General features: G+C 72.6%; 20 protein-coding genes. 15 read left to right on the forward strand and 5 right to left on the reverse strand.

From position 1 onward, the window contains the following. Positions 1-1,309 (forward strand): MFS transporter (locus ACFWUQ_RS26970; RefSeq protein ID WP_384543050.1); only part of this gene is annotated, 1,309 nt, incomplete at its 5' end. Positions 1,310-1,492: 183 nt separating this feature from the next. Here the strand turns inward: ACFWUQ_RS26970 and ACFWUQ_RS26975 are convergent. Beyond that, positions 1,493-2,098, reverse strand: a complete 606-nt coding sequence (locus tag ACFWUQ_RS26975) for a TetR/AcrR family transcriptional regulator (RefSeq protein WP_384543052.1) — start codon at positions 2,096-2,098, stop codon at positions 1,493-1,495. Positions 2,099-2,213: 115 nt separating this feature from the next. On the opposite strand from ACFWUQ_RS26975, the gene ACFWUQ_RS26980 reads away from it, so the two are divergent. The 9 genes from ACFWUQ_RS26980 to ACFWUQ_RS27020 all read left to right on the forward strand — a co-directional run bounded on the left by ACFWUQ_RS26980 (position 2,214) and on the right by ACFWUQ_RS27020 (position 8,320). Next, the gene (locus tag ACFWUQ_RS26980) at positions 2,214-2,444 is read left to right on the forward strand and encodes a hypothetical protein (RefSeq protein WP_384543055.1); all 231 of its coding nucleotides are present in this window, start codon (positions 2,214-2,216) and stop codon (positions 2,442-2,444) included. Between the two features lie 84 nt (positions 2,445-2,528). Continuing rightward, positions 2,529-3,242, forward strand: a complete 714-nt coding sequence (locus ACFWUQ_RS26985) for an AAA family ATPase (protein ID WP_384543057.1) — start codon at positions 2,529-2,531, stop codon at positions 3,240-3,242. A gap of 81 nt (positions 3,243-3,323) precedes the next feature. Further along, positions 3,324-3,917, forward strand: a complete 594-nt coding sequence (locus ACFWUQ_RS26990; protein WP_384543059.1) for a flavodoxin family protein — start codon at positions 3,324-3,326, stop codon at positions 3,915-3,917. 178 nt (positions 3,918-4,095) lie between these two features. After that, positions 4,096-4,503, forward strand: a complete 408-nt coding sequence (locus ACFWUQ_RS26995) for a nuclear transport factor 2 family protein (protein WP_384543061.1) — start codon at positions 4,096-4,098, stop codon at positions 4,501-4,503. Between the two features lie 86 nt (positions 4,504-4,589). Continuing rightward, entirely contained in the window at positions 4,590-5,630 is a 1,041-nt protein-coding gene (locus tag ACFWUQ_RS27000) for an AvrD family protein (protein WP_384543064.1), read from the forward strand. A 1-nt stretch (position 5,631) separates the two neighbouring features. Continuing rightward, positions 5,632-6,678 (forward strand): beta-ketoacyl-ACP synthase III, encoded by a 1,047-nt coding sequence (locus ACFWUQ_RS27005; protein WP_384543066.1) that lies wholly within the window; start codon positions 5,632-5,634, stop codon positions 6,676-6,678. 50 nt (positions 6,679-6,728) lie between these two features. Next, complete coding sequence (locus ACFWUQ_RS27010; RefSeq protein WP_384543070.1) at positions 6,729-6,974, forward strand: acyl carrier protein; 246 nt, start codon at positions 6,729-6,731, stop codon at positions 6,972-6,974. Positions 6,975-7,012: 38 nt separating this feature from the next. After that, entirely contained in the window at positions 7,013-7,726 is a 714-nt protein-coding gene (locus ACFWUQ_RS27015; RefSeq protein WP_384543073.1) for an HAD-IB family hydrolase, read from the forward strand. Between the two features lie 15 nt (positions 7,727-7,741). Continuing rightward, a complete protein-coding gene (locus ACFWUQ_RS27020; RefSeq protein WP_384543075.1) occupies positions 7,742-8,320 on the forward strand; it encodes a TetR/AcrR family transcriptional regulator in 579 nt (192 codons plus the stop codon). Between the two features lie 31 nt (positions 8,321-8,351). Here ACFWUQ_RS27020 and ACFWUQ_RS27025 read toward each other — a convergent pair whose 3' ends face one another. Then, entirely contained in the window at positions 8,352-8,807 is a 456-nt protein-coding gene (locus tag ACFWUQ_RS27025; RefSeq protein WP_384543077.1) for an Lrp/AsnC family transcriptional regulator, read from the reverse strand. A 120-nt stretch (positions 8,808-8,927) separates the two neighbouring features. On the opposite strand from ACFWUQ_RS27025, the gene ACFWUQ_RS27030 reads away from it, so the two are divergent. Continuing rightward, the gene (locus ACFWUQ_RS27030; protein ID WP_384543099.1) at positions 8,928-9,929 is read left to right on the forward strand and encodes an asparaginase; all 1,002 of its coding nucleotides are present in this window, start codon (positions 8,928-8,930) and stop codon (positions 9,927-9,929) included. Positions 9,930-10,021: 92 nt separating this feature from the next. Here ACFWUQ_RS27030 and meaB read toward each other — a convergent pair whose 3' ends face one another. The 3 genes from meaB to ACFWUQ_RS27045 are packed head-to-tail and all read right to left on the reverse strand — an operon-like array spanning position 10,022 to position 15,089. Further along, positions 10,022-11,008 (reverse strand): methylmalonyl Co-A mutase-associated GTPase MeaB, encoded by a 987-nt coding sequence (gene meaB / locus ACFWUQ_RS27035; protein WP_384543080.1) that lies wholly within the window; start codon positions 11,006-11,008, stop codon positions 10,022-10,024. 17 nt (positions 11,009-11,025) lie between these two features. Further along, complete coding sequence (gene scpA / locus ACFWUQ_RS27040) at positions 11,026-13,233, reverse strand: methylmalonyl-CoA mutase (protein ID WP_384543083.1); 2,208 nt, start codon at positions 13,231-13,233, stop codon at positions 11,026-11,028. Further along, positions 13,230-15,089 (reverse strand): methylmalonyl-CoA mutase family protein, encoded by a 1,860-nt coding sequence (locus ACFWUQ_RS27045; RefSeq protein ID WP_384543086.1) that lies wholly within the window; start codon positions 15,087-15,089, stop codon positions 13,230-13,232. Before ACFWUQ_RS27045 ends, scpA begins: the two co-directional genes overlap by 4 nt. 892 nt (positions 15,090-15,981) lie before the next feature. On the opposite strand from ACFWUQ_RS27045, the gene ACFWUQ_RS27050 reads away from it, so the two are divergent. Genes ACFWUQ_RS27050 through ACFWUQ_RS27065 form a run of 4 tightly spaced genes read left to right on the forward strand, consistent with a single transcriptional unit; the run spans position 15,982 to position 19,460 of the window. Beyond that, positions 15,982-16,923: a TauD/TfdA dioxygenase family protein gene (locus ACFWUQ_RS27050; RefSeq protein WP_384543088.1), complete on the forward strand. Its 942-nt coding sequence runs from the start codon at positions 15,982-15,984 to the stop codon at positions 16,921-16,923. Positions 16,924-16,970: 47 nt separating this feature from the next. After that, positions 16,971-17,564: an NADPH-dependent FMN reductase gene (gene ssuE, locus ACFWUQ_RS27055; RefSeq protein WP_384543091.1), complete on the forward strand. Its 594-nt coding sequence runs from the start codon at positions 16,971-16,973 to the stop codon at positions 17,562-17,564. A 43-nt stretch (positions 17,565-17,607) separates the two neighbouring features. Further along, positions 17,608-18,633, forward strand: coding sequence for an ABC transporter substrate-binding protein (locus ACFWUQ_RS27060; protein ID WP_384543093.1), 1,026 nt, complete (start codon positions 17,608-17,610; stop codon positions 18,631-18,633). Positions 18,634-18,638: 5 nt separating this feature from the next. Continuing rightward, on the forward strand, positions 18,639-19,460 hold the full coding sequence (locus ACFWUQ_RS27065) for an ABC transporter ATP-binding protein (RefSeq protein WP_384543096.1): 822 nt from the start codon (positions 18,639-18,641) through the stop codon (positions 19,458-19,460). The last annotated feature ends 97 nt before the right edge of the window (positions 19,461-19,557 follow it).

Here is a 19,557-nt window from a genome sequence, read left to right on the forward strand (position 1 = left end):
GCTCGCTCGGGCCGTCTGCGCGGGGGCGTCGGGCCTCGGTCGCGGGCTCCGCCAGAGCGCTGGTGGGCGCGGGAGGGCGCCCCGCGCCGTACTGCCCGCGCTCTGCGCCACGCAGATCACCGGCTGGGGCGTCGTCTACTACGCCTTCCCCGTCCTGCTCCCGCGGCTGACGTCCGCCACCGGCTGGTCCGTCAACGGTGCGACCGCCGCGTTCTCCCTCGCGCTCCTCATCTCCGCCGTCGCCGGCATCCCGATCGGGCGGATCCTCGACCGCCGAGGGCCGCGCGCCGTGATGACGGCCGGCTCCGTACTCGGCACCCTCGCCCTCCTCGTCATCGCCGCCGCACCCAACCCGGCCGTCTTCACGGCGGGCTGGGCGCTCGCCGGAGTGGCCATGGCGGCCACCTTCTACCCGCCCGCCTTCGCCGCCCTCACCCGCTGGTGGGGGCCCGACCGGGTCCGGGCCCTGACCGTCGTCACCCTCGCCGGCGGGCTCGCCTCCACCGTCTTCGCACCCCTGACCGCGCTCCTCGCCGAGCACCTGTCCTGGCGCGCCACGTACGCGGTCCTCGCCGTGATCCTGGCCGCCGTCACCATCCCCGCGCACGCCCTGGCCCTACGCGCGCCCTGGCCGCCCGCACCGCCGGCGCCACCGGTCACCGACCGCACCCCGGTCTCCCGGAGCCGCCCCTTCCTCCTGCTGGCCGCGGCCCTCACCCTCTCCGGCTTCGCGATGTACGCCGTCGTCATGGGCCTCATCCCGCTCCTCACCGAACGGGGCGCGCACGCGACAACCGCCGCTTGGGCCCTCGGACTCGGCGGCGCCGGCCAGACCCTCGGCCGCACCCTCTACGCAGGCCTGTCGGCCCGCACCTCCGTCACGACCCGTACGGTCACCCTCATCGCCCTCGGCGGCGCGAGCACGGCCACGCTGGCCCTCATCCCCGGCCCGATGCTCCTGCTGGTCGTCCTCGCGGTCGTCGCCGGAGTCGTACGGGGCAACCTCACCCTCCTCCAGGCCACCGCCGTCACCGACCGCTGGGGCACCGCCCACTACGGCCGCCTCTCCGGACTCCTCGGCGCACCGGCCCACATCGCGGCAGCCCTGGCCCCCTGGGCGACCGCCGCCCTCGCCGCCCCACTCGGCGGCTACCCCCGCCTCTTCGCGGCCCTCGCCGCCCTCTCCCTCACGGCGGCGCTCCTCGCCCTCCTGGCGTCGCGGGCAGCGGGCATCCCGCCGCTGCCCGGGTCGGCTCCGGACGGCGAGCCGGTGCGTAAGCGCCACGGAGCCGATCAGCGAGACGCCTGACCCGGAGGGCTCCGGGGTCGGCACGCACGTCCGCGCGGGTCCCGCCGCGCCGCCCGCGGGTCTCACCCGCCGCGCGCGTGTCCTGCGCCGCCGCGCGCGTCCGCCGCGCGCGTTGTGCGCCGCTGCGGGGGCCTCGCGGTCGGGTGGGGGGTTGGTGACCGCGAGGCGGGTGGGGGGTGGGGGTCAGGGGGTTTCCGTAGGGGTGGGCCGGTGGGGGGGCCGGTGGGCGCCGCGTTCGGCGAAGTCCACGAGGAAACCGCGCAGGGCCTGCTGGGCGTCCTCCTCATGGGCCTGGGGGCCCATGGCGAGGCGGGCCAGCTGGGGCATCGCGGTGGGCCACGCGCCCAGGCCGATGATGGTGATCAGGAGGTGGCCGGCCTCCTCCAAAGTGCAGCCCCGCGCCTCGGCCAGGCTCTCGGAGGCGTTGGTGTACCACTCCAAGCGGCCCGGGTTCTCCTCCACCAGCGAGTCCCCGTAGTACAGGGCCTCGAACATCAGCAGCCGCAGGAACGCCGGGTCCTTGCGGTGGAAGTCGTAGATCCGGCCCACGTACTCGCCGATCGGGCCCTCGCCCGGCCGCACGGTCTCCGCGAGCTCCACCAGGGCGCTGGCGAGCACCACGTTGAACAGCTTCTCCTTGTTGCCGAAGTAGCCGTAGATGCGCTCCTTGTTGACTCCCGCCTTCGCCGCGATGCGGTCGACCCGACCGCCCGCGATGCCGTACTCGGCGAACTCGGCCCTCGCGGCCTCCAGGAGGAGCCGCTTCGTCCTTGCTGTGTCCCATGCCATGGCATCCAGGGTATGCCAAAAGTTCAACTAAGTGGTTGGACAGTTCGCGGAGCCGTGTGCAAGACTCCAACCATCCAGTTGGGGGAGGCTTCGAACGAAGCGGAAGGGGTTTCTCTTGTCCTCGTCCCGTTCCACCCCGTCGGTGCACATGCGGGCGCTCATGACCTGGGCGGCCGTGTATCCGACGATCACCGTCGTCATGATCCTCATGCGACCGCTGCTCGGCGGACTGCCACTGCCCGTGCAGACCCTCGTACTCACGGCGATCGTGGTGCCGGTGGCCGCGTACTGGCTGCTTCCGCTGCTGATGCGGCTGAACGCCAGGCTGGCCGGCGGATCCCGGTGACAGACCAGTAGGACCAGCTCGACGAAGACCGATCCCGTGCCATCCGGCGGGGCGGCACGTATCGAAAGCGAAGGATCAAGCAAGGTGAGAATCTCGATATCCGGCACCTACTCCGCCGGCAAGACCTCGACCGTGATGGCGCTGTCCCACTACACGGGTGTCCCGCGCACCCTGGCGCGGACCATCCGGGAGATCCTGCCGGACACGTTCCCCGGCAAGGCGCTGGCGGACGTGACCCCGGCCGAGTTCCTCCAGCTGATGCTCCGCAGGCACTCCGGGCGCGTCGCCGAGGAGGCCAAGCTCGGCCAGAACTTCATCTCCGACGGATCGTCGCTCCAGGAGTGGCTGTACGGGGCGGCGCGGGTCATCCACGGCATGAACCCCAACGCCACCGCCGGCAACGAGGGCGGTCGGGTGACCGAACCGACCACCGCCGAGATGGAGTTCTTCGCCAAGGTCGTCGAGCAGTTCGGCTTCGCGCTGAAGCAGCACGTCAAGGACACGTTCGACGCGTACGTCCACCTGCGCCACGAGCTCCCCATCGCCGCGGACGGCCACCGTCCGATGAACGAGGGCTTCCGCGCCACCATCGACGACATGCTGCTCGCCACGCTCGACGAGCTGGAGATCCCGTACCACGTCGTCAGCGGCACCATGCCCGAGCGTCTTGAGACCATCGCCGGAATCTTCGGTCTCGACGCCGTCATGAGCACCGAGGAGGCCATCGAGCTGGCCTGGGCGGACTACGGCCGCCAGGACTTCCGCATCGAGACCGACCGGGTGCCCAGCGCGGTCTGACCGGCCTGCGCGCGGTCTGACCGGCCCCCGCACTCTTTCGCACCTCCCCTTTTCCCTTACCGACATCCTGTGAGGACTCCCGTGACCCAGAAGCCGAACATCGCCATCGCCTACCACTCGGGATTCGGCCACACCGACGTGCTCGCCGCCGCCGTCGCGGCCGGGGCCACCGAGGCCGGTGCCGACGTCACCCTGGTGCGCGTCGACAAGATCGACGACGCGCAGTGGGCGGTCCTCGACGCCGCCGACGCGATCATCTTCGGCTCGCCGACCTACATGGGCTCCGCGTCCGGCGCGTTCCACGCCTTCGCCGAGTCGACCAGCAAGCGCTGGCTCGTCCGCACCTGGCAGGACAAGGTCGGCGCCGGTTTCACCAACGCCGCCTGCAAGGCCGGTGACAAGCACTCCACCCTGGCCTACTTCGGCACCCTCGCCGCCCAGCACGGCATGAACTGGGTCAACCTCGGCCTGCTCCCGGGCTGGCACAAGAGCGACGAGAGCGAGAACGACCTCAACCGCCTCGGCTACTTCAACGGCGCCGCCGCGGCCACCCTGGCCGACCTCCCGCCCGAGGGCGTGCACAAGGCCGACCTCGCCACCGCCGAGTACCTCGGTGCCCGCGTCGCCCAGCACACCGCCGTCATCCTCGCCGGCCGCGCGGCCGTGGGCGCCTGACCGCTCCGCCGAGCGCCCCTCGCTCTCCCCGCGCGGCACCACCGCGCGTCAGCGATCACCGGATCACCCGGTCGCACAGATCGTATCCGCTCCACAGACCTCACCAGGTCCACCAGATCCACAAGATCCGTTGGATCCGCCGGATTTCATTGATTTCATCAGAGAAATGAGAACAACCATGAGCACCACGCGTTCCACCATCGAGACCGTCGACGCGTTCTTCGGCGCCTTCGGCTCCGGCGACCTGCCCGGCATCCTGGACCTGTTCGCCGAGAAGACGGACTTCAAGGTCGCCGGCGCCCCGAACGTGCCGTGGGCCGGCGCCCGTTCCACCAAGGACGAGATCGCCGAGTTCTTCGGCATCTTCGGCAAGGTCCTGACGGCCCCCGAGTCCTTCGAGGTCACGACCAAGATCTCCGAGGGCAACGACGCCGTCGTCATCGCCAACTGCGTCTTCGGCGTCCTGGAGACCGGCAAGAAGTTCACCAACGGCTACGCGCTGCACTTCACCGTCGTCGACGGCGAGATCGTCCGCTACCACATGTACGAGGACAGCTACGCGATCGCCGAGGCCTTCACCGCCTGACCGACCGCAATCCAGCAGGCCGCCCCTCCGGAGCCTCCGGGCCCGGAGGGGCGGCAGGCCGCACGACTGCATTCAGGGGGATTTCAATGACCAGCGGGGTAACAGCACTCAAGCAGAATCCGATTCCTTCCATCGACGACTACCTGGGTCCGGGGGACCAGAGGTTCTTCGGCGAGGGATTCAAGCGCGGCGTCCACGAGGTGGGCGAGATCGTCGTGGGGCACGACGAGTCGGGCACGGGCTACGTCCGCGGCCGCGCGTCGGTGGCGTATCCGTCCGACTGGTCCCGCAAGGGGGAAACGGACCAGCGGCCGCACCTGAGCACCATCGACGCCCTGGTCCTGGGCGTCCAGCTCAGCGAGGTGTACCTGGCGCACAGCCGGGGCCTCGACGAGCGCCAGCGCGCCGGCGCCTGGATCCGCAAGGCCCGGATCAAGGCCGGATCGAGCCCTGTGGAGGAAGACCTCCAGGGCTTCGACATCCAGGCGGTACCGGCCGAGGTACGCCCGTCCCCGGACGGGCCCGACCGGCTCGTGACCGTCCTCGACTCCAGGATCGGCACGCTGACGGTCCGCGCCGAGATCGACCACCCGGCGGGTACCCCCGTCAGCGCGCCCGGTACGTACGCCTCGCTGGACGCCGCTCTCGGCGAGGGTCCGCAGCGGCCCTTCGGCAGCGGGTACAAGGCACGGCGCCAGACCATCCGGGACATCGAGTTCACCGGCGAGGGCGACACGGCCCGTACGGCGTCCGGGGTCGGCTTCGTCACGCGCGAGGACGCCCCCGTGGACGGGCGGGGCGTCGAAGGGCGCTACCACTCCTCGGTCTCCATGATCGACAGCTTCGTGGTGGGGCTCCAGCTCGGCCAGGTCCTGCTGTACGAACTGGACGGTGTCAGCCGGGCGAACAGCAACACGCTGTGGATGCGGCAGACCGTGCTGGAGGCCGACAGCCCGCTGCGGCCGCTCGACGAGGTCACGACCACCTCGGCGCACCTGGCCGACAGCATGGTGCTGAACACCTCGAAGGGCGAGACCTGGCGGCGCGCGGACATCGTCGGCGAGCTGGGCGGGATCCGACTGCGGGCGTCCGTCGCCCATCAGCTGCCGCGCGACGAGAGGGCCTGATGTGACGGTCGAGACAACCGAGCACGCGGGCAGCGCCTTCGGCCGGCAGGGGCGTGCGGCCGTGCTGCGCGGCCTGGGCACCTACCTGCCGCCGCGCCTCGTCACCAACGAGGAGCTCTCCCGCACGCTGGACACCAGCGACGAGTGGATCCGCACCCGGACGGGCATCCGCCAGCGGTACTGGGCGGAACAGGGCACGGCGACGGGCGACCTCGCCTTCGAGGCGGGCGCCCGCGCGCTGAAGTCCGCCGGCGTCGACGCCGTCGACGCGGTCGTCCTGGCCACCAGCACGCCCGACCACCCCTGCCCGGGGACGGCCCCCGACGTCGCGGCCCGCCTCGGACTGGGCACCGTACCGGCCTTCGACATCGCCGCGGTCTGCGCCGGCTTCGTCTACGCGCTCGCCTCCGGAGCGAGCATGATCGTCTCCGGTCTGGCCGCCCGCGTCCTGGTGATCGGCGCGGAGACCTACTCCACCATCCTCGACCCGGCCGATCGGAACACCTCGGTGATCTTCGGTGACGGCGCCGGCGCGGTGGTGCTGGAGGCCGGCTCCCCGGACGACCCCGGTGCGCTGCTCGACTTCGACCTCGGCAGCGACGGCGGGCACAAGGACCTCATCACGGTCCCGGCGGGCGGCTCGCGCCAGCGCTCCGAGGGGCCCGAGTCCGACCCGTCCCGGTTCTTCTTCACGATGCAGGGCAAGCAGGTCTTCACGCACGCGGTGACCCGGATGGGAGCCTCCTCCGCGGCGCTCCTGGACCGCCTCGGCTGGGACCCCGCCTCCGTCGACCGGTTCGTCGGGCACCAGGCCAACGTCCGTATCCTGCACGCCCTCTCGGACCACCTCGGTATCGACCGGGACCGGGCCGTGGTCAATCTGGACCAGGTGGGCAACACCTCGGCGGCCTCCATCCCGCTGGCGCTCGCCCACGGGGTGGACACGGGCGGGATCAAGGCGGGCGAACGCGTCCTCATGACCGCTTTCGGCGGCGGGCTCACCTGGGGTTCGACCGCGATGGTGTGGCCCGAGATCAACGTCGTGTGAGTCAGCGCAGCCTCACATCCGTCATTTCATTCGATCAGGAAGAGTGTCTGATGAATTCCCTCGCGCAGTACATTGCCGACACGCTGACCGCCAAGTTCGACATCCCGGCCGAGTTCGTGGACGCCTCCACCAGCTACGAGGCCCTGGAGCTCGACTCCCTCGTGCTGGTCGAGCTGGCCGTCATCCTCACCCGCGAGTACGGGGTCGAGATAACCGACGACGAGATCAAGGACGCCCAGACCATCGAGAACACCGCCGAGCTGCTGCTGCAGAAGGGCGTGGGCGCCGCGGCCTGATCGTGGGGCATCCGACTGAGGACCGCAGGAGAGAATAGATGAACCCCCCTGACGTCGCGGCGTTCTTCGACGTGGACGGCACGCTGGTCACCGGCACCACCATCTTCAGGTTCCTGGAGTACCGCCTGGCGGCGGACGGATTCCCGCCGTCCGTCTTCCGCGAGGCCCGGCAGCGGCTCAAGGCGATGACCGCGGCCGGGGTGCCGAGGTCGGTGACCAACCGCGCGTACTTCGAGAACTACGCGGACCTGACCGAGACCGCGGTGGCGGAAGCCGCCGAGGAGTGGTTCCGGGCGGAACTGCGGCAGGGGGGCTTCTTCAACCCGTCGGCTCTCGACGCGTTCCGGCGGCACACCGCCGCCGGGGACCTCACCGTCCTGGTGTCGGGCTCCTTCCCCGCGTGCCTGGCGCCCCTCGCCCGGTACCTGGAGGCGGATCTGACGCTGTGTTCGGAGCCCGAGATCCTCGACGGGCGCTACACGGGCCGCATCGGCCTGCCGATGATCGGCGAGGGCAAGGCCGCGGCGGTGCGCCGCGTGGTGGAGGAGTACGCCGTCTCGACGGAGCGCTCCTGGGCCTACGGCGACCACGTCTCGGACCTGCCCCTGCTGGAACTGGTCGGCTTCCCGGTCGTGGTGGGGGACGCCGACCTGGCCCTGACCGGCCGGGCCGCGCGGCAGGGCTGGGGGCGGCTGCCGGGCGGCGCCGAACCGGCGCCGGTCCTCCCCTCGCCCGTACCGGCCGGAAGCTGAGGTGCGCAGACCGTGATGGCCCACGACGCGGAGCTGACCCGGGCCAAACTCCTGGCGGCGGCGCACGAGGAGTTCATCACGCACGGCATCGCGGGCAGCCGGGTGGCCCGGATCGCCGAGAACGCCGGGGTGAACAAGGAGCGGATCTACGCCTACTTCGGCAACAAGGAGAAGCTCTTCCAGGCGGTGCTCACCGACGCGATGGACGAGATGGTCGCGCTGGCGAGGCCCGGTGTGGACGACGGCGACCTGCCGGGCTTCGTCGGGCGGGTCATGGACCTGCACCGCGCCCATCCCTGCTTCCTGCGCCTGCTGATGTGGGAGGCGCTGCACTACGGCGCCGAACCGCAGGGCGTGCTCAGGCGCCGCCAGGAGTGGTACACCCGCCAGGCCGAGCAGCTCGCGCGGGCCACCGGCCGGCCCGTCGAGGAGGCCGCCCGGCAGCTGTTCGTCCTCATCGGGACCGGTGCCTGGCCGACCGCCCTGCTCTCGCCGCCGCTCTTCGGCGCGGAGCACGACGACATGCTGCTCTGGCAGCAGCGGCTGCGCGCCTCGGTCGTCGACTTCGTCGCCCGGGCACTGGAAGGGGTCTGACCGGGGCGCCCGCGCCGCGGACGCGCGCCGCTCAGCGTTCGACCGGCAGGCCCGTCGGCTCCTTGATGCGCTTCATGATGATCTGCGAGTTCACTTCGGTGACCCCGGAGAGCGCCGTCAGCTTCTCGATCCACAGCCGCTCGTACGCCTTCAGGTCCGCGACGGCGATCCGCAGCAGGCAGCCGGGGCTGCCGAAGAGCCGGTAGGCCTCGACGACGTCGGGGATGTCCTGCAGGGCCGCCTCGAAGGCCTCGACCGCCTCCCGGTCGCGCCGCACCTCGACGGAGACGAGCACCTCGAAACCCCGGCCCACGGCCTCCGGGGAGATCACCGCGCGGTAGCCCTGGATCACCCCGTCCTCCTCCAGCTGGCGCACCCGCCGCATACAGGGGGAGGGGGTCAGGCCCACGCGCTGGGCCAGCTCCTGATTGCTGAGCCGGCCGTCGGCCTGGAGCTCGCGCAAGATATCTCGGTCGATGGCGTCCACGGCGCAATTATCCCTTACCCAGTGTTGCGGGTGTGGTGGGATGCGCAATCGCATTGCGCGTAGATCTCTCTATCATTGCTGCTTCCGGAACACACGTACGAAGGAAGGGTGGCCGCTGCCATGGGACGGATCGTCGTCATCAGCACCGGTGGGACGATAGCCAGCCGCTGGCAGGGATCCGGCTTCGCCGCGGACGCCGACGGGCACGAGGTCATCGCCACCGCGCCCCTGCCCGAGGGCGTCACCGTCGAGCTGGTCGACCTGTTCAGCGTGAACAGCCCGCGCCTCACCACCGCCCACCAGCTCACCCTGCTGCGCACCGTGCACGAGGTGCTCGCCGATCCCGGTGTGGACGGCATCGTCGTCACCCACGGCACCGACACGCTGGAGGAGTCGGCCTTCTTCGTCGACCTGCACCACCACGACCCGCGGTCGGTGGTCTTCACCGGCTCCCAGCGGCCCATGGGCACCGCCGACGGCGACGGCCCGGAGAACCTGTACGACGCGCTGCTCACCGCCGCGAACACGCGCGGGCTCGGTGTCCTGATCACCTTCGCGGGACGCGTGCACGCCGCCCGGGGCACGGTCAAGACGCAGGCCGTGGCGCTGGACGCGTTCGCCGACCCCTCCAAGGAACTGCTCGGCAAGGTCGGCTTCGGCAAGGTCACCATGCTGCGCGTGCCGCAGCGGCCCGGGCCGCTGCCGCTGCCCGCGATGCCCGAGGTCCCGCCGCGCGTGGACATCGTGCTGCACCACACCGACGGCGACCCGGTACTGCTGAACGCCGCCGTCGAGGCCGGCGCGCGCGGCATCGTCCTGGTGGGCACGGGCGCGGGCAACGCGACCCCGGAGATCACGGACGCCGTGAAGGCGGCCGTGGGGCGCGGCGTACTGGTCGCGCTGACCACGCGCGTCGTGGCCGGTCCGGTCACCGAGATCTACACGCACGGCGGCGCGGTGGACCTGGTCGCGGCGGGAGCGGTCCCGACCGGCACCCTGCGGGCCGGACAGGCGAGGATCGCGGTGCTCTCCGCGCTGCTGGCCACCACCGACCCCGAGGAGCGGATCCGGATCCTGCGCCAGGCACTGGCCCCGACCGGATCGGTCCTCTCCGCCGTCTGACGGAGGTCGCCGCTGTCGCGGTCCGGCCGAAGTCCGGCCGCCCGCGGGACCCCGCGCCGCCGACCAGCGGCGCGGGTGCGCGGGTGCGCGCGTCAGGCCTTGCCGAAGGCCGAGAGGATACGGTCCGCCGCCGAGGTCGCGGTGGTGGCGCCCGCACGGACCGAGGCCTCCAGCGCGGGGGCCAGTTCCCGGACCGCCGGATCGGCGCGCAGCCGCTCCAGGAGTTCCTCGCGGACCATCGACCAGGTCCACTCCACCTGCTGGTCCGCCCGCTTCGCGGCCAGCCGGCCTCCCGCGTCCAGCAGGGTGCGGTGCTGCTCCAGCCGGTTCCACACCTCGTCCAGGCCGGCCGACTCCCGTGCGCTGCACGTCAGGACGGGAGGGGTCCATGCCGCGTCGGCCGGGTGCATCAGCCGCAGGGCGCCGGCCAGTTCGCGGGCGGCGGCCTTCGCGTCCCGCTCGTGCGGGCCGTCGGCCTTGTTGACGGCCAGGACGTCGGCCAGCTCCAGCACGCCCTTCTTGATGCCCTGCAACTGGTCGCCCGTACGGGCCAGCGAGAGCAGCAGGAAGGAGTCGACCATCCCCGCGACGGTGGTCTCCGACTGCCCCACGCCGACCGTCTCGACGAGGACCACGTCGTAGCCCGCCGCCTCCATGACGATCATCGACTCCCGGGTCGCCCGGGCGACGCCGCCGAGGGTGCCCGCCGAGGGCGAGGGCCGGACGAAGGCCGCCGGATCCACGGCGAGGCGCTCCATCCTCGTCTTGTCACCGAGGATGGACCCGCCCGTGCGCTTCGACGAGGGGTCCACCGCGAGCACCGCCACCCGGTGGCCCAGGCCCGTGAGCATGGTGCCGAAGGCGTCGATGAAGGTGGACTTGCCGACGCCCGGCACACCGCTGATGCCGATCCGCCGGGCGCTGCCCGCGTGCGGCAGGAGCCGGGTCAGCAACTGCTGCGCCAGGGCGCGGTGGTCCGCCCGGGTGGACTCGACGAGGGTGATCGCCCGCGCGATGTGCGCGCGCTTCCCGTCGAGTACACCCTTGGCGTACACGTCGATGTCGATCCTCGGGGGCATGCCGGGGCGTCTCCCGCCTACAGCTCGTGGCCCAGGTCCGCGGCCAGCCGCGTCACCAGGTCGTGGGCGGCGTCGGGGATGACCGTGCCCGGCGGGAAGACCGCCGTCGCGCCCATCTCCAGCAGCGTCGGGACGTCGGCCGGCGGGATGACCCCGCCCACCACGATCATGATGTCCTCGCGGCCCTCCTCCGCCAACTGCTCGCGCAGCGCCGGTACGAGGGTCAGGTGGCCGGCCGCCAGCGACGAGACGCCCACCACGTGGACGTCCGCCTCGACGGCCTGGCGGGCCACCTCCGCCGGGGTCTGGAACAGCGGGCCGACGTCCACGTCGAAGCCCAGGTCGGCGAAGGCGGTCGCGATCACCTTCTGGCCGCGGTCGTGCCCGTCCTGGCCCATCTTGGCGACGAGGATGCGCGGACGACGGCCCTCCGCCTCCTCGAACCGGTCGACCAGGGCGCGGGTGCGCTCCACGGACGGGGACTCGCCTGCCTCGGTTCGGTACACACCGGAGATCGTACGGATCTGGCTCGCGTGCCGCCCGTACACCTGCTCCAACGCGTCCGAGATCTCACCGACCGTGGCCTTGGCGCGGGCCGCGTCCACCGCCAGGGCGAGCAGGTTGCCCTCCATGCCCTGGCCGGCCCCGCGTCCGGCCGCGTTCGTCAGCGCCCGCAGCGCGTCCTGGGTGACGGCCTCGTCGCGCTCCTCGCGGAGCCGGCGCAGCTTCGCGATCTGCTGCGAACGCACCGAGGAGTTGTCCACCTTGAGCACGTCGATGCGCTCGTCGTTCTCCACGCGGTACTTGTTCACGCCGATCACCGGCTGGCGGCCCGAGTCGATCCGGGCCTGCGTACGGGCCGCGGCCTCCTCCACGCGCAGCTTCGGGATGCCCGCGTCGATGGCCTGCGCCATGCCGCCCGCCGCCTCGACCTCCTCGATGTGCTGCCAGGCGCGCCGGGCGAGGTCGTAGGTGAGCTTCTCCACGTACGCGCTGCCGCCCCACGGGTCGATGGACCGGCAGGTCCCCGACTCCTGCTGGAGCAGCAGCTGGGTGTTGCGGGCGATGCGGGCGGAGAAGTCGGTCGGCAGGGCGAGGGCCTCGTCGAGGGCGTTGGTGTGCAGCGACTGGGTGTGCCCCTGCGTCGCCGCCATCGCCTCCACGCAGGTGCGCGTCACGTTGTTGAAGACGTCCTGCGCCGTCAGCGACCAGCCCGAGGTCTGCGAGTGGGTGCGCAGGGACAGCGACTTCGCGTTCTTCGGGTCGAACTGCTTGACCAGGCGCGCCCACAGGAGGCGGGCGGCGCGCAGCTTCGCGACCTCCATGAAGAAGTTCATGCCGATCGCCCAGAAGAACGACAGGCGCGGCGCGAAGGCGTCCACGTCCAGCCCGACGGCCTGCCCGGCGCGCAGGTACTCCACCCCGTCGGCCAGGGTGTACGCCAGCTCCAGGTCGGCCGTGGCCCCGGCCTCCTGGATGTGGTAGCCGGAGATGGAGATCGAGTTGTACCGGGGCATCTTCTGCGAGGTGAAGGAGAAGATGTCGGAGATGATCCGCATCGAGGGCTTGGGCGGGTAGATGTAGGTGTTGCGGACCATGAACTCCTTGAGGATGTCGTTCTGGATGGTCCCGGCGAGCTTGTCGGGGGAGACGCCCTGCTCCTCCGCCGCCACGATGTACAGGGCGAGGACCGGCAGTACCGCGCCGTTCATCGTCATCGAAACCGACATCTTGTCCAGCGGGATCCCGTCGAACAGCTGCCGCATGTCGTAGATCGAGTCGATCGCCACGCCCGCCATGCCGACGTCGCCGGTCACGCGCGGGTGGTCGCTGTCGTAGCCCCGGTGCGTCGGCAGGTCGAAGGCCACGGACAGGCCCTTCTGGCCGGACGCGAGGTTGCGCCGGTAGAAGGCGTTGGACTCCTCGGCGGTGGAGAAGCCGGCGTACTGCCGGATCGTCCACGGCTGGTTGACGTACATCGTCGGGTACGGACCGCGCAGGTACGGGGCCACACCCGGGTAGGTCGCCAGGAAGTCCAGGCCCTCCAGGTCGCGCCCGGTGTACAGCGGCTGCACGCCGATGCCCTCGGGCGTCTCCCACAGCAGGTCGCCGGGGGCGGTCCCGGTGGCCTCCTTGACCGCCGCGCGCCACTGGTCCTCGGACCCGGCGGCGGCGTCGCCGCCCAGGGCGAGCTCGGAGAAATCGGGGATTTCGGTGCCGCTCAAGACGCGACTCCCATCCGGTCGAGTACGGAGGACAGCACGGACACCGCGTCGCAGCCGGCGAAGACGTACGCGTCCGCGGCCGCCGCGGCGGTGCCGGGCCGGCCCGCGAGGTAGACGGTCGTGGCGCCCGCCGAGCGCAGGGCCGCGGCCACCGCCTCGGCCTGCTCCTCGTACAGCGCGTCGCTGGAGCACAGCACGGCCATGCCGTCCGCGCCGCTCGCGGCGTACGCCTCGGCGGCCGTCAGCGGGGTCACGGACACCGGGTCGTGGACCGGTTCGACGCCGCCCGCCTGGAACAGGTTCGAGGCGAAGGTGGCCCGCGCGGTGTGCGCGGCCGCCGGACCCAGCGCGGCGAGGAAGATCCGCGGCCGGGCCCCGGTCGCCGCCAGGTGCGCGTCGCTGCGGGCGCGCAGTGCCTCGAAGGCCTCGTCCCGGCGTACGCGCGGCAGGCCGCCGACGGGCCGCCGCGGCGCGGGCTCGCGTACGACCGGCTTCTCGGACAGCAGCGGGAACTCGCTGACGCCGGTGACCGGTTCGCGGCGCTCGGCCAGCTGCCGCGAGCGCTCCGCCCAGGTGGCGGCGAGGCGCTCGGCGACCATGCCGGAGCGCAGGGCGGCGGCCTGGCCGCCGGCCCTCTCCACGGTCCGGAAGAACTCCCAGGCGGCCTCGGCGAGTTCGGCGGTGAGCCGCTCGACGTAGTACGAGCCGCCGGCCGGGTCGATCACGCGGGCCAGGTGGGACTCCTCCAGCAGGATGGTGGAGGTGTTGCGGGCGATGCGGCGTGCGAAGGCGTCGGGCAGGCCCAGCTCGTGGTCGAAGGGGAGCACGGTGACCGAGTCGGCGCCGCCCACGCCCGCTGCCACACAGGCCACGGTGGTGCGCAGCATGTTCACCCACGGGTCGCGGCGGGTCATCATCACGGGGGAGGTCACGACGTGCTGCCGTTGGGCGCCCGCCTCCGGCGCCCCGCAGGCCTCGGCGACCCGGGCCCACAGCCGGCGCGCGGCGCGCAGCTTGGCGATGGTGAGGAACTGGTCCGCGGTGGCGGAGTAGCGGAACTCCAGCTGGCCGAGGGCGGCCGCCACATCCAGCCCGGCGCCGGTCAGAGCACGCAGATAGGCCACGCCGGTGGCCAGGGACAGCCCCAGCTCCTCCGCGGCCGAGCCGCCGGCCTCGTGGTACGGCAGTGCGTCCACGGTCAGGGCGCGTACCCCGGGCCAGCCCGCGGCGCTCTCCCGGGCCAGTCCGGCGGCCTCGTCGAGGTCCAGCGCCTCGCCCGTACGGGCCTCGTGGCCCAGCGGGTCGGCTCCGAGGGAGGCCCGGGCGGCCTCGGGGGCCACCCCGCGTTCCGCGTACAGCCGCAGCAACGCGCGGCCGGCGTCGGCGTATTCGGCGCCCGCCTCGATGGAGACGGGCGCGAGGTCGAGGAGGACCCCGTCCAGGGCGCGGGGGAGCGCCTCGACCGGGAGGCCGTCGCGGCCCAGGGTCAGCCAGAGGGAGGTGACCCCGTTCTCCAGATCGGTGAGGACGGCCTCGTTCACCCGTACGGGATCGCTGCCGAGGTGGCGCTGGCGCACGTCCCAGCCGTCGGCGGCGTTCCCCTCGGGCCTGCCTCCGCGGACGAAGGGGGCGAAGCCGGGGAAGCCGGTGTCGGCGGCCGTCTCGGGCGCGGTGTACAGCGGGCGGGTGGTGAGCCCGTCCTGGAGCTTCGTGGACAGAGCGTCTTCCGCTGCCTCGCCGGATACTTCCTTGCCCGACTTGCGCAGCACGCCTTCAACCAGGCGCTGCCACTGCTCATGCGTCGCGTCAGGGAACTCGGCGGCCAAGGAGAGCCCGTCGTCAGGCAGGACCGTCATGGCTCGAATGCTAGGGGGCGCCCCTGAGCACGCCTATAACCACAGGGTGTGATCTCCCCCTCTCACGTGAGGTGGGAGGGGTCTCGAAAGAGCGCCCGCCCCGCCGAGCGGCACCGTCGCCGCCGCGCCGGGTGCACGGCAGGGGCCGCCGCGGGACGCGCGCGCCGCTTGCGTTGCGGGGCGGTGGGGCGGTGGGCTGCGGGGCTGCGGGCTGCGGGCTGCGGGCTGCGGGCTGCGGGCTGCGGGGCGGTGGGACGGCGGAGCGGCGGGGCCGTGCGTGGCGGGCGCGTTGCGGGGCCATGAAATCCGGCCACGCTTTCCGGCCGCCGAAGACGCGGCGGCGTCCGGCACCGGATCGCGGGAAAGCCCAGGTCATACGGGGTGGAGCGGGTCCGCGCCGGGCCGCTCCCGGGGCCGGTCCGAGGCCCCTGGAAGGGGGTTGACCGCCGCCGGGGGCGCTGACACGCTCCGGGACATGTCCGCGACCGAAGTCCTCGTCCCGCGGCTCCTCACCCCCGGCCCCTGTACCGCGCCGGGCGAGTGTCCGGGCCGCTGTCCGGCCCCCCGCCGCCGAGCCTGAGCTCCGCCGCACCGCTCCGGCACCGCACCGCTCCGGTGCCCGGCGCGGCCGGCGCCGGCCGCGGCCGGGGCCCGCCGCCCCCGCCGCCGGGTCGTCCGGCCGGCCGGACGGCCGGTGAGCACCCGCTCCCGACGGCCACCCCGCCCGCGCGCCGCCCGCGCCCGTACGGCTCCCCATGCGGCTCCGCGACCCACCCGCCGTACCCGGCCGGGCCCACGCGTCCGTACCGCGGCACGCCCCGCCCCTGCCGGCACCCCTCCATGTCCTCGGCCGCGGACCCGACAGGTCCGCGCCCTCCACCAGGGAGTCCTCATGGCAACCGCCACCACGGCCACCACCGTCACCAGGATCGGCGGCCGCATCGGCGCCGAGATCGGCGGCGTCCGCCTCGGCGCGGACCTGGACGACGCAACCGTCGCCGAGATCCGGGCCGCCCTCCTGGCCCACAAGGTCGTCTTCTTCCGGGGCCAGGACCACCTCGACGAGGCCGGCCACGAGGCCTTCGCCGAACTGCTCGGCGCGCCCGTCGCACACCCCACCGTGCCGTCCGCCGACGGCCGTTACGCCCTCGGCATCGACTCCCACCACGGCGCCCGCGCCAACCAGTGGCACACCGACGTCACCTTCGTCCCCGCCTACCCCGCCTTCTCCATCCTGCGCGCCGTCACCATCCCCCCGTACGGCGGCGACACCCTGTGGGCCAACACCGCCACCGCCTACACCCAGCTGCCCGAACCGCTGCGCGCCCTCGCCGACGGGCTGCGCGCCGTCCACTCCAACGCGTACGACTACGCCGCCCTGCGGCCCGACGCCCTCTCCGAGGCCCTCGCCCAGTACCGCGAGGTGTTCACCTCCACCACCTTCCTCACCGAGCACCCGGTGGTCCGCGTCCACCCCGAGACCGGGGAACGCGCCCTGCTGCTCGGCAACTTCGTCCAGCGGATCAGCGGCCTCACCGGCCGCGACTCCCGCGCCCTCCTGGACCTCTTCCAGGACCACATCCAGAGCCCGGAGAACACCGTGCGGTGGCGGTGGCGGACCGGCGACGTCGCGATCTGGGACAACCGCGCCACCCAGCACTACGGCGTGGACGACTCCGACGAGCACGAGCGCACCCTGCGCCGCGTCACCGTCGACGGCGACGTCCCGGTGGGCCCCGACGGCCGGCCCTCCCGGCTGATCAGCCCCGAGGCCGTGCCCGACCCGTCGTTCGGCATCCCGTCCGGCGCCTCCACCGCACCGGCCGCCGCCTGACGTCCCGCCGCGCCCCTGCCATCCGTACGCCCCCGTAAGGAGCCCCCGTGCCCCAGCTGCTCGCCCTCACCGGCAGTCCCTCCGTCAACTCCCGCACCGCCGTCGTCGCCGACCACGTACTGCGCCGGCTGTCCCACGCCGGCTTCGAGACCGCCCACCTGGCCGTGCGCGAGCTGCCCGCCGCCGACCTGCTCGCCGCCCGCCGGGGCGAGCCCGAGATCCGCCGGGCGCTCGAAGCCGTCGCCGCGGCGGACGGCCTGGTCATCGCGACCCCCGTCTACAAGGCCTCGTACACCGGTCTGCTCAAGGCCTTCCTCGACCTGCTGCCGCAGGACGGCCTGGCCGGCAAAACGGTTCTCCCGCTCGTCACCGGCGGGAGCCTCGCCCACATCCTGACCATCGACTACGCCCTGCGCCCCGTCCTCGCCGCGCTCGGCGCCCGGCACGTCACCGCCGGCCGGTTCGTCCTCGACTCCTCCGTCGAGCGCGGCGCGGGCCCGGACCGGCTGCGGCCCGAGGCGGAGCTGGACCTGTTCCAGGCCGTCGACGAGTTCGCCGAGGCCCTGCGCCCCGGCGCCGCGGCCGTCACCTCCGGCGCCGCGGGCCCGCTCGCCGCCACGCCGCTCGCCGCCGCCCCGTAACCCGTACCCCGCCTCCCGCGGCCCGCACCGACAAGGACCCGTCATGCCCGCAGCCCTCTCCCCGACCACCCCTTCCCGACGCCAGTTCCTCACCCTGCTCGGCATCTCGGCGGCCGCGGTGAGCTGCGGCACGGCCACCGGCGGCCCCGGCCGGCAGGTCAAGACCCTCAAGTACCAGGGGGCGGTCGGCACGGTCACCCTGCCCGAACTGGCGGCGGACCTCGGCCACTTCGGCGACGTCACCCTGGAGTGGGTCGGCAACACGATCAGCGGCCCGCAGGACATCCAGTCCGCCGCCACCGGCCAGACCCACTTCGGCAGCGCCTTCAACGGCGCCGTCATCAAACTGGCCTCCAGCAAGGCCCCGATCAAGGCCGTCATCTCCTCGTACGGCTCCGACCAGCACTCCTTCGGCGGCTACTACGTGCTGGAGGGCAGCCCCATCCGCTCCGCCCGGGACCTGATCGGCAAGAAGGTCGGTATGAACACCCTGGGCGCCCACTACCAGGCGCTCCTCGACATCTACCTGAGCCGCAGCGGCCTCTCCGAGGCGGAGGCCGGCAAGGTCGAGCCGCTCGTGGTGCCGCCCGTCAACATCGAGCAGTCACTGCGCCAGAAGCAGATCGAGGTGGGCGTACTCACCGGCGTCCTGCGCGACAAGGCCCTCGCGACCGGCGGCATCCGCCCGCTGTTCACCGATGTCGAGCTCCTCGGCCCGTTCAGCGCCGGCACGTACGTGATGACCGAGCGCTTCATCAAGCAGAACCCGGACACCGTACGCACCTTCGTGACCGGGGTCGCCAAGGCCATCGACTGGTCCCGCACCACCCCGCGCGAGCAGGTCATCGCCCGGATGGCGGAGATCGTCCGGAAGCGCGGTCGCAACGAGGACACCGCCGCCCTCCAGTACTGGCACTCCTACGGGGTGGCCGAGCCGGCCGGCCGGATCTCCGACAAGGAGTTCGAGCTCTGGCTGGACTGGCTGGGCGAGCGCGGCGAGATCAAGCGGGGGCAGCTCAAGGCCGCCGACCTCTACACCAACGAGTTCAACGGCCACGGGAAGGGCTGACCGGCATGGCGAAGATCGTGTTCGACGCGGTGACCAAGACCTTCCCGACGAAGGACCGCGGACGGAAGGAGCAGTTCACCGCTCTCGACCGCATCGACCTGGAGATCGAACCGGGGGAGTTCGTGGTCGTCGTGGGGCCGAGCGGCTGCGGCAAGTCCACGCTCCTCGACCTCCTCGGCGGCCTGACCCGGCCGACCTCGGGGCGGATCCTGCTCGACGGCGAGCCGGTCACCGGGCCCGGGCTGGACCGGGGCATCGTCTTCCAGCAGTACGCGCTGCTGCCGTGGCGCACCGCCCTCGGCAACGTCGAGTTCGGCCTGGAGGCGACGGGCGTGCCCAGGCGGCAGCGCGCCGGGCGGGCGCGGGAGTTCCTGGACCTCGTCGGCCTGACCGGCTTCGAGGACCGCCACCCGCACGAGCTCTCCGGTGGCATGCGCCAGCGGGTCGCCATCGCGCGGTCACTGGCCTACGACCCGGACGTCCTGCTCATGGACGAGCCGTTCGCCGCGCTGGACGCGCAGACCCGCGAGTCCCTCCAGGACGAGCTGCGCCGCATCTGGCAGAGCACCGGCAAGACCGTCGTCTTCATCACGCACGGCATCGAGGAGGCCGTCTACCTCGGGCAGAAGGTCGCCGTCATGACCTCCCGCCCCGGACGGGTCAAGGAGGTGGTCCCGGTGTCCCTCAACGCCCGGGGCACCGGCCTCCAGGGCGAGGACCTGCGCTCCAGCCCGGAGTTCGCCCGCTACCGCCACGAGATCTGGACCCTGCTCCACGACGAGGTGGCCCGCGCCCAGCAACTGGAGAAGGAGGAGGCCTCCGTATGACCACCGACACCACACCCGCCCCCGCACCCCCCCCCCCACCCCCCCCCCCCCCCCCGGCCACCCGGACGGCCGGCCGCGAGACGCCCCCCCCCACCGC

Origin of the sequence: Streptomyces sp. NPDC058662 (assembly GCF_042716255.1) — a bacterium.
In the GTDB taxonomy this organism is placed as follows: Bacteria; Actinomycetota; Actinomycetes; order Streptomycetales; family Streptomycetaceae; genus Streptomyces.

What these genes read in the sequence shown, in the direction of transcription:
- ACFWUQ_RS27015 (WP_384543073.1), top strand. Translation starts at nt 7,013, where the DNA reads ATGAACCCCCCTGACGTCGCGGCGTTCTTCGACGTGGACGGCACGCTG.
- ACFWUQ_RS27060 (WP_384543093.1), top strand. Translation starts at nt 17,608, where the DNA reads ATGCCCGCAGCCCTCTCCCCGACCACCCCTTCCCGACGCCAGTTCCTC.
- ACFWUQ_RS27000 (WP_384543064.1), top strand. Translation starts at nt 4,590, where the DNA reads ATGACCAGCGGGGTAACAGCACTCAAGCAGAATCCGATTCCTTCCATC.
- ACFWUQ_RS27050 (WP_384543088.1), top strand. Translation starts at nt 15,982, where the DNA reads ATGGCAACCGCCACCACGGCCACCACCGTCACCAGGATCGGCGGCCGC.
- ACFWUQ_RS27045 (WP_384543086.1), bottom strand. Translation starts at nt 15,089, where the DNA reads ATGACGGTCCTGCCTGACGACGGGCTCTCCTTGGCCGCCGAGTTCCCT.
- ACFWUQ_RS26975 (WP_384543052.1), bottom strand. Translation starts at nt 2,098, where the DNA reads ATGGCATGGGACACAGCAAGGACGAAGCGGCTCCTCCTGGAGGCCGCG.
- ACFWUQ_RS26995 (WP_384543061.1), top strand. Translation starts at nt 4,096, where the DNA reads ATGAGCACCACGCGTTCCACCATCGAGACCGTCGACGCGTTCTTCGGC.
- ACFWUQ_RS27030 (WP_384543099.1), top strand. Translation starts at nt 8,928, where the DNA reads ATGGGACGGATCGTCGTCATCAGCACCGGTGGGACGATAGCCAGCCGC.
- ACFWUQ_RS27065 (WP_384543096.1), top strand. Translation starts at nt 18,639, where the DNA reads ATGGCGAAGATCGTGTTCGACGCGGTGACCAAGACCTTCCCGACGAAG.
- meaB (WP_384543080.1), bottom strand. Translation starts at nt 11,008, where the DNA reads ATGCCCCCGAGGATCGACATCGACGTGTACGCCAAGGGTGTACTCGAC.
- ACFWUQ_RS27010 (WP_384543070.1), top strand. Translation starts at nt 6,729, where the DNA reads ATGAATTCCCTCGCGCAGTACATTGCCGACACGCTGACCGCCAAGTTC.
- ACFWUQ_RS27020 (WP_384543075.1), top strand. Translation starts at nt 7,742, where the DNA reads ATGGCCCACGACGCGGAGCTGACCCGGGCCAAACTCCTGGCGGCGGCG.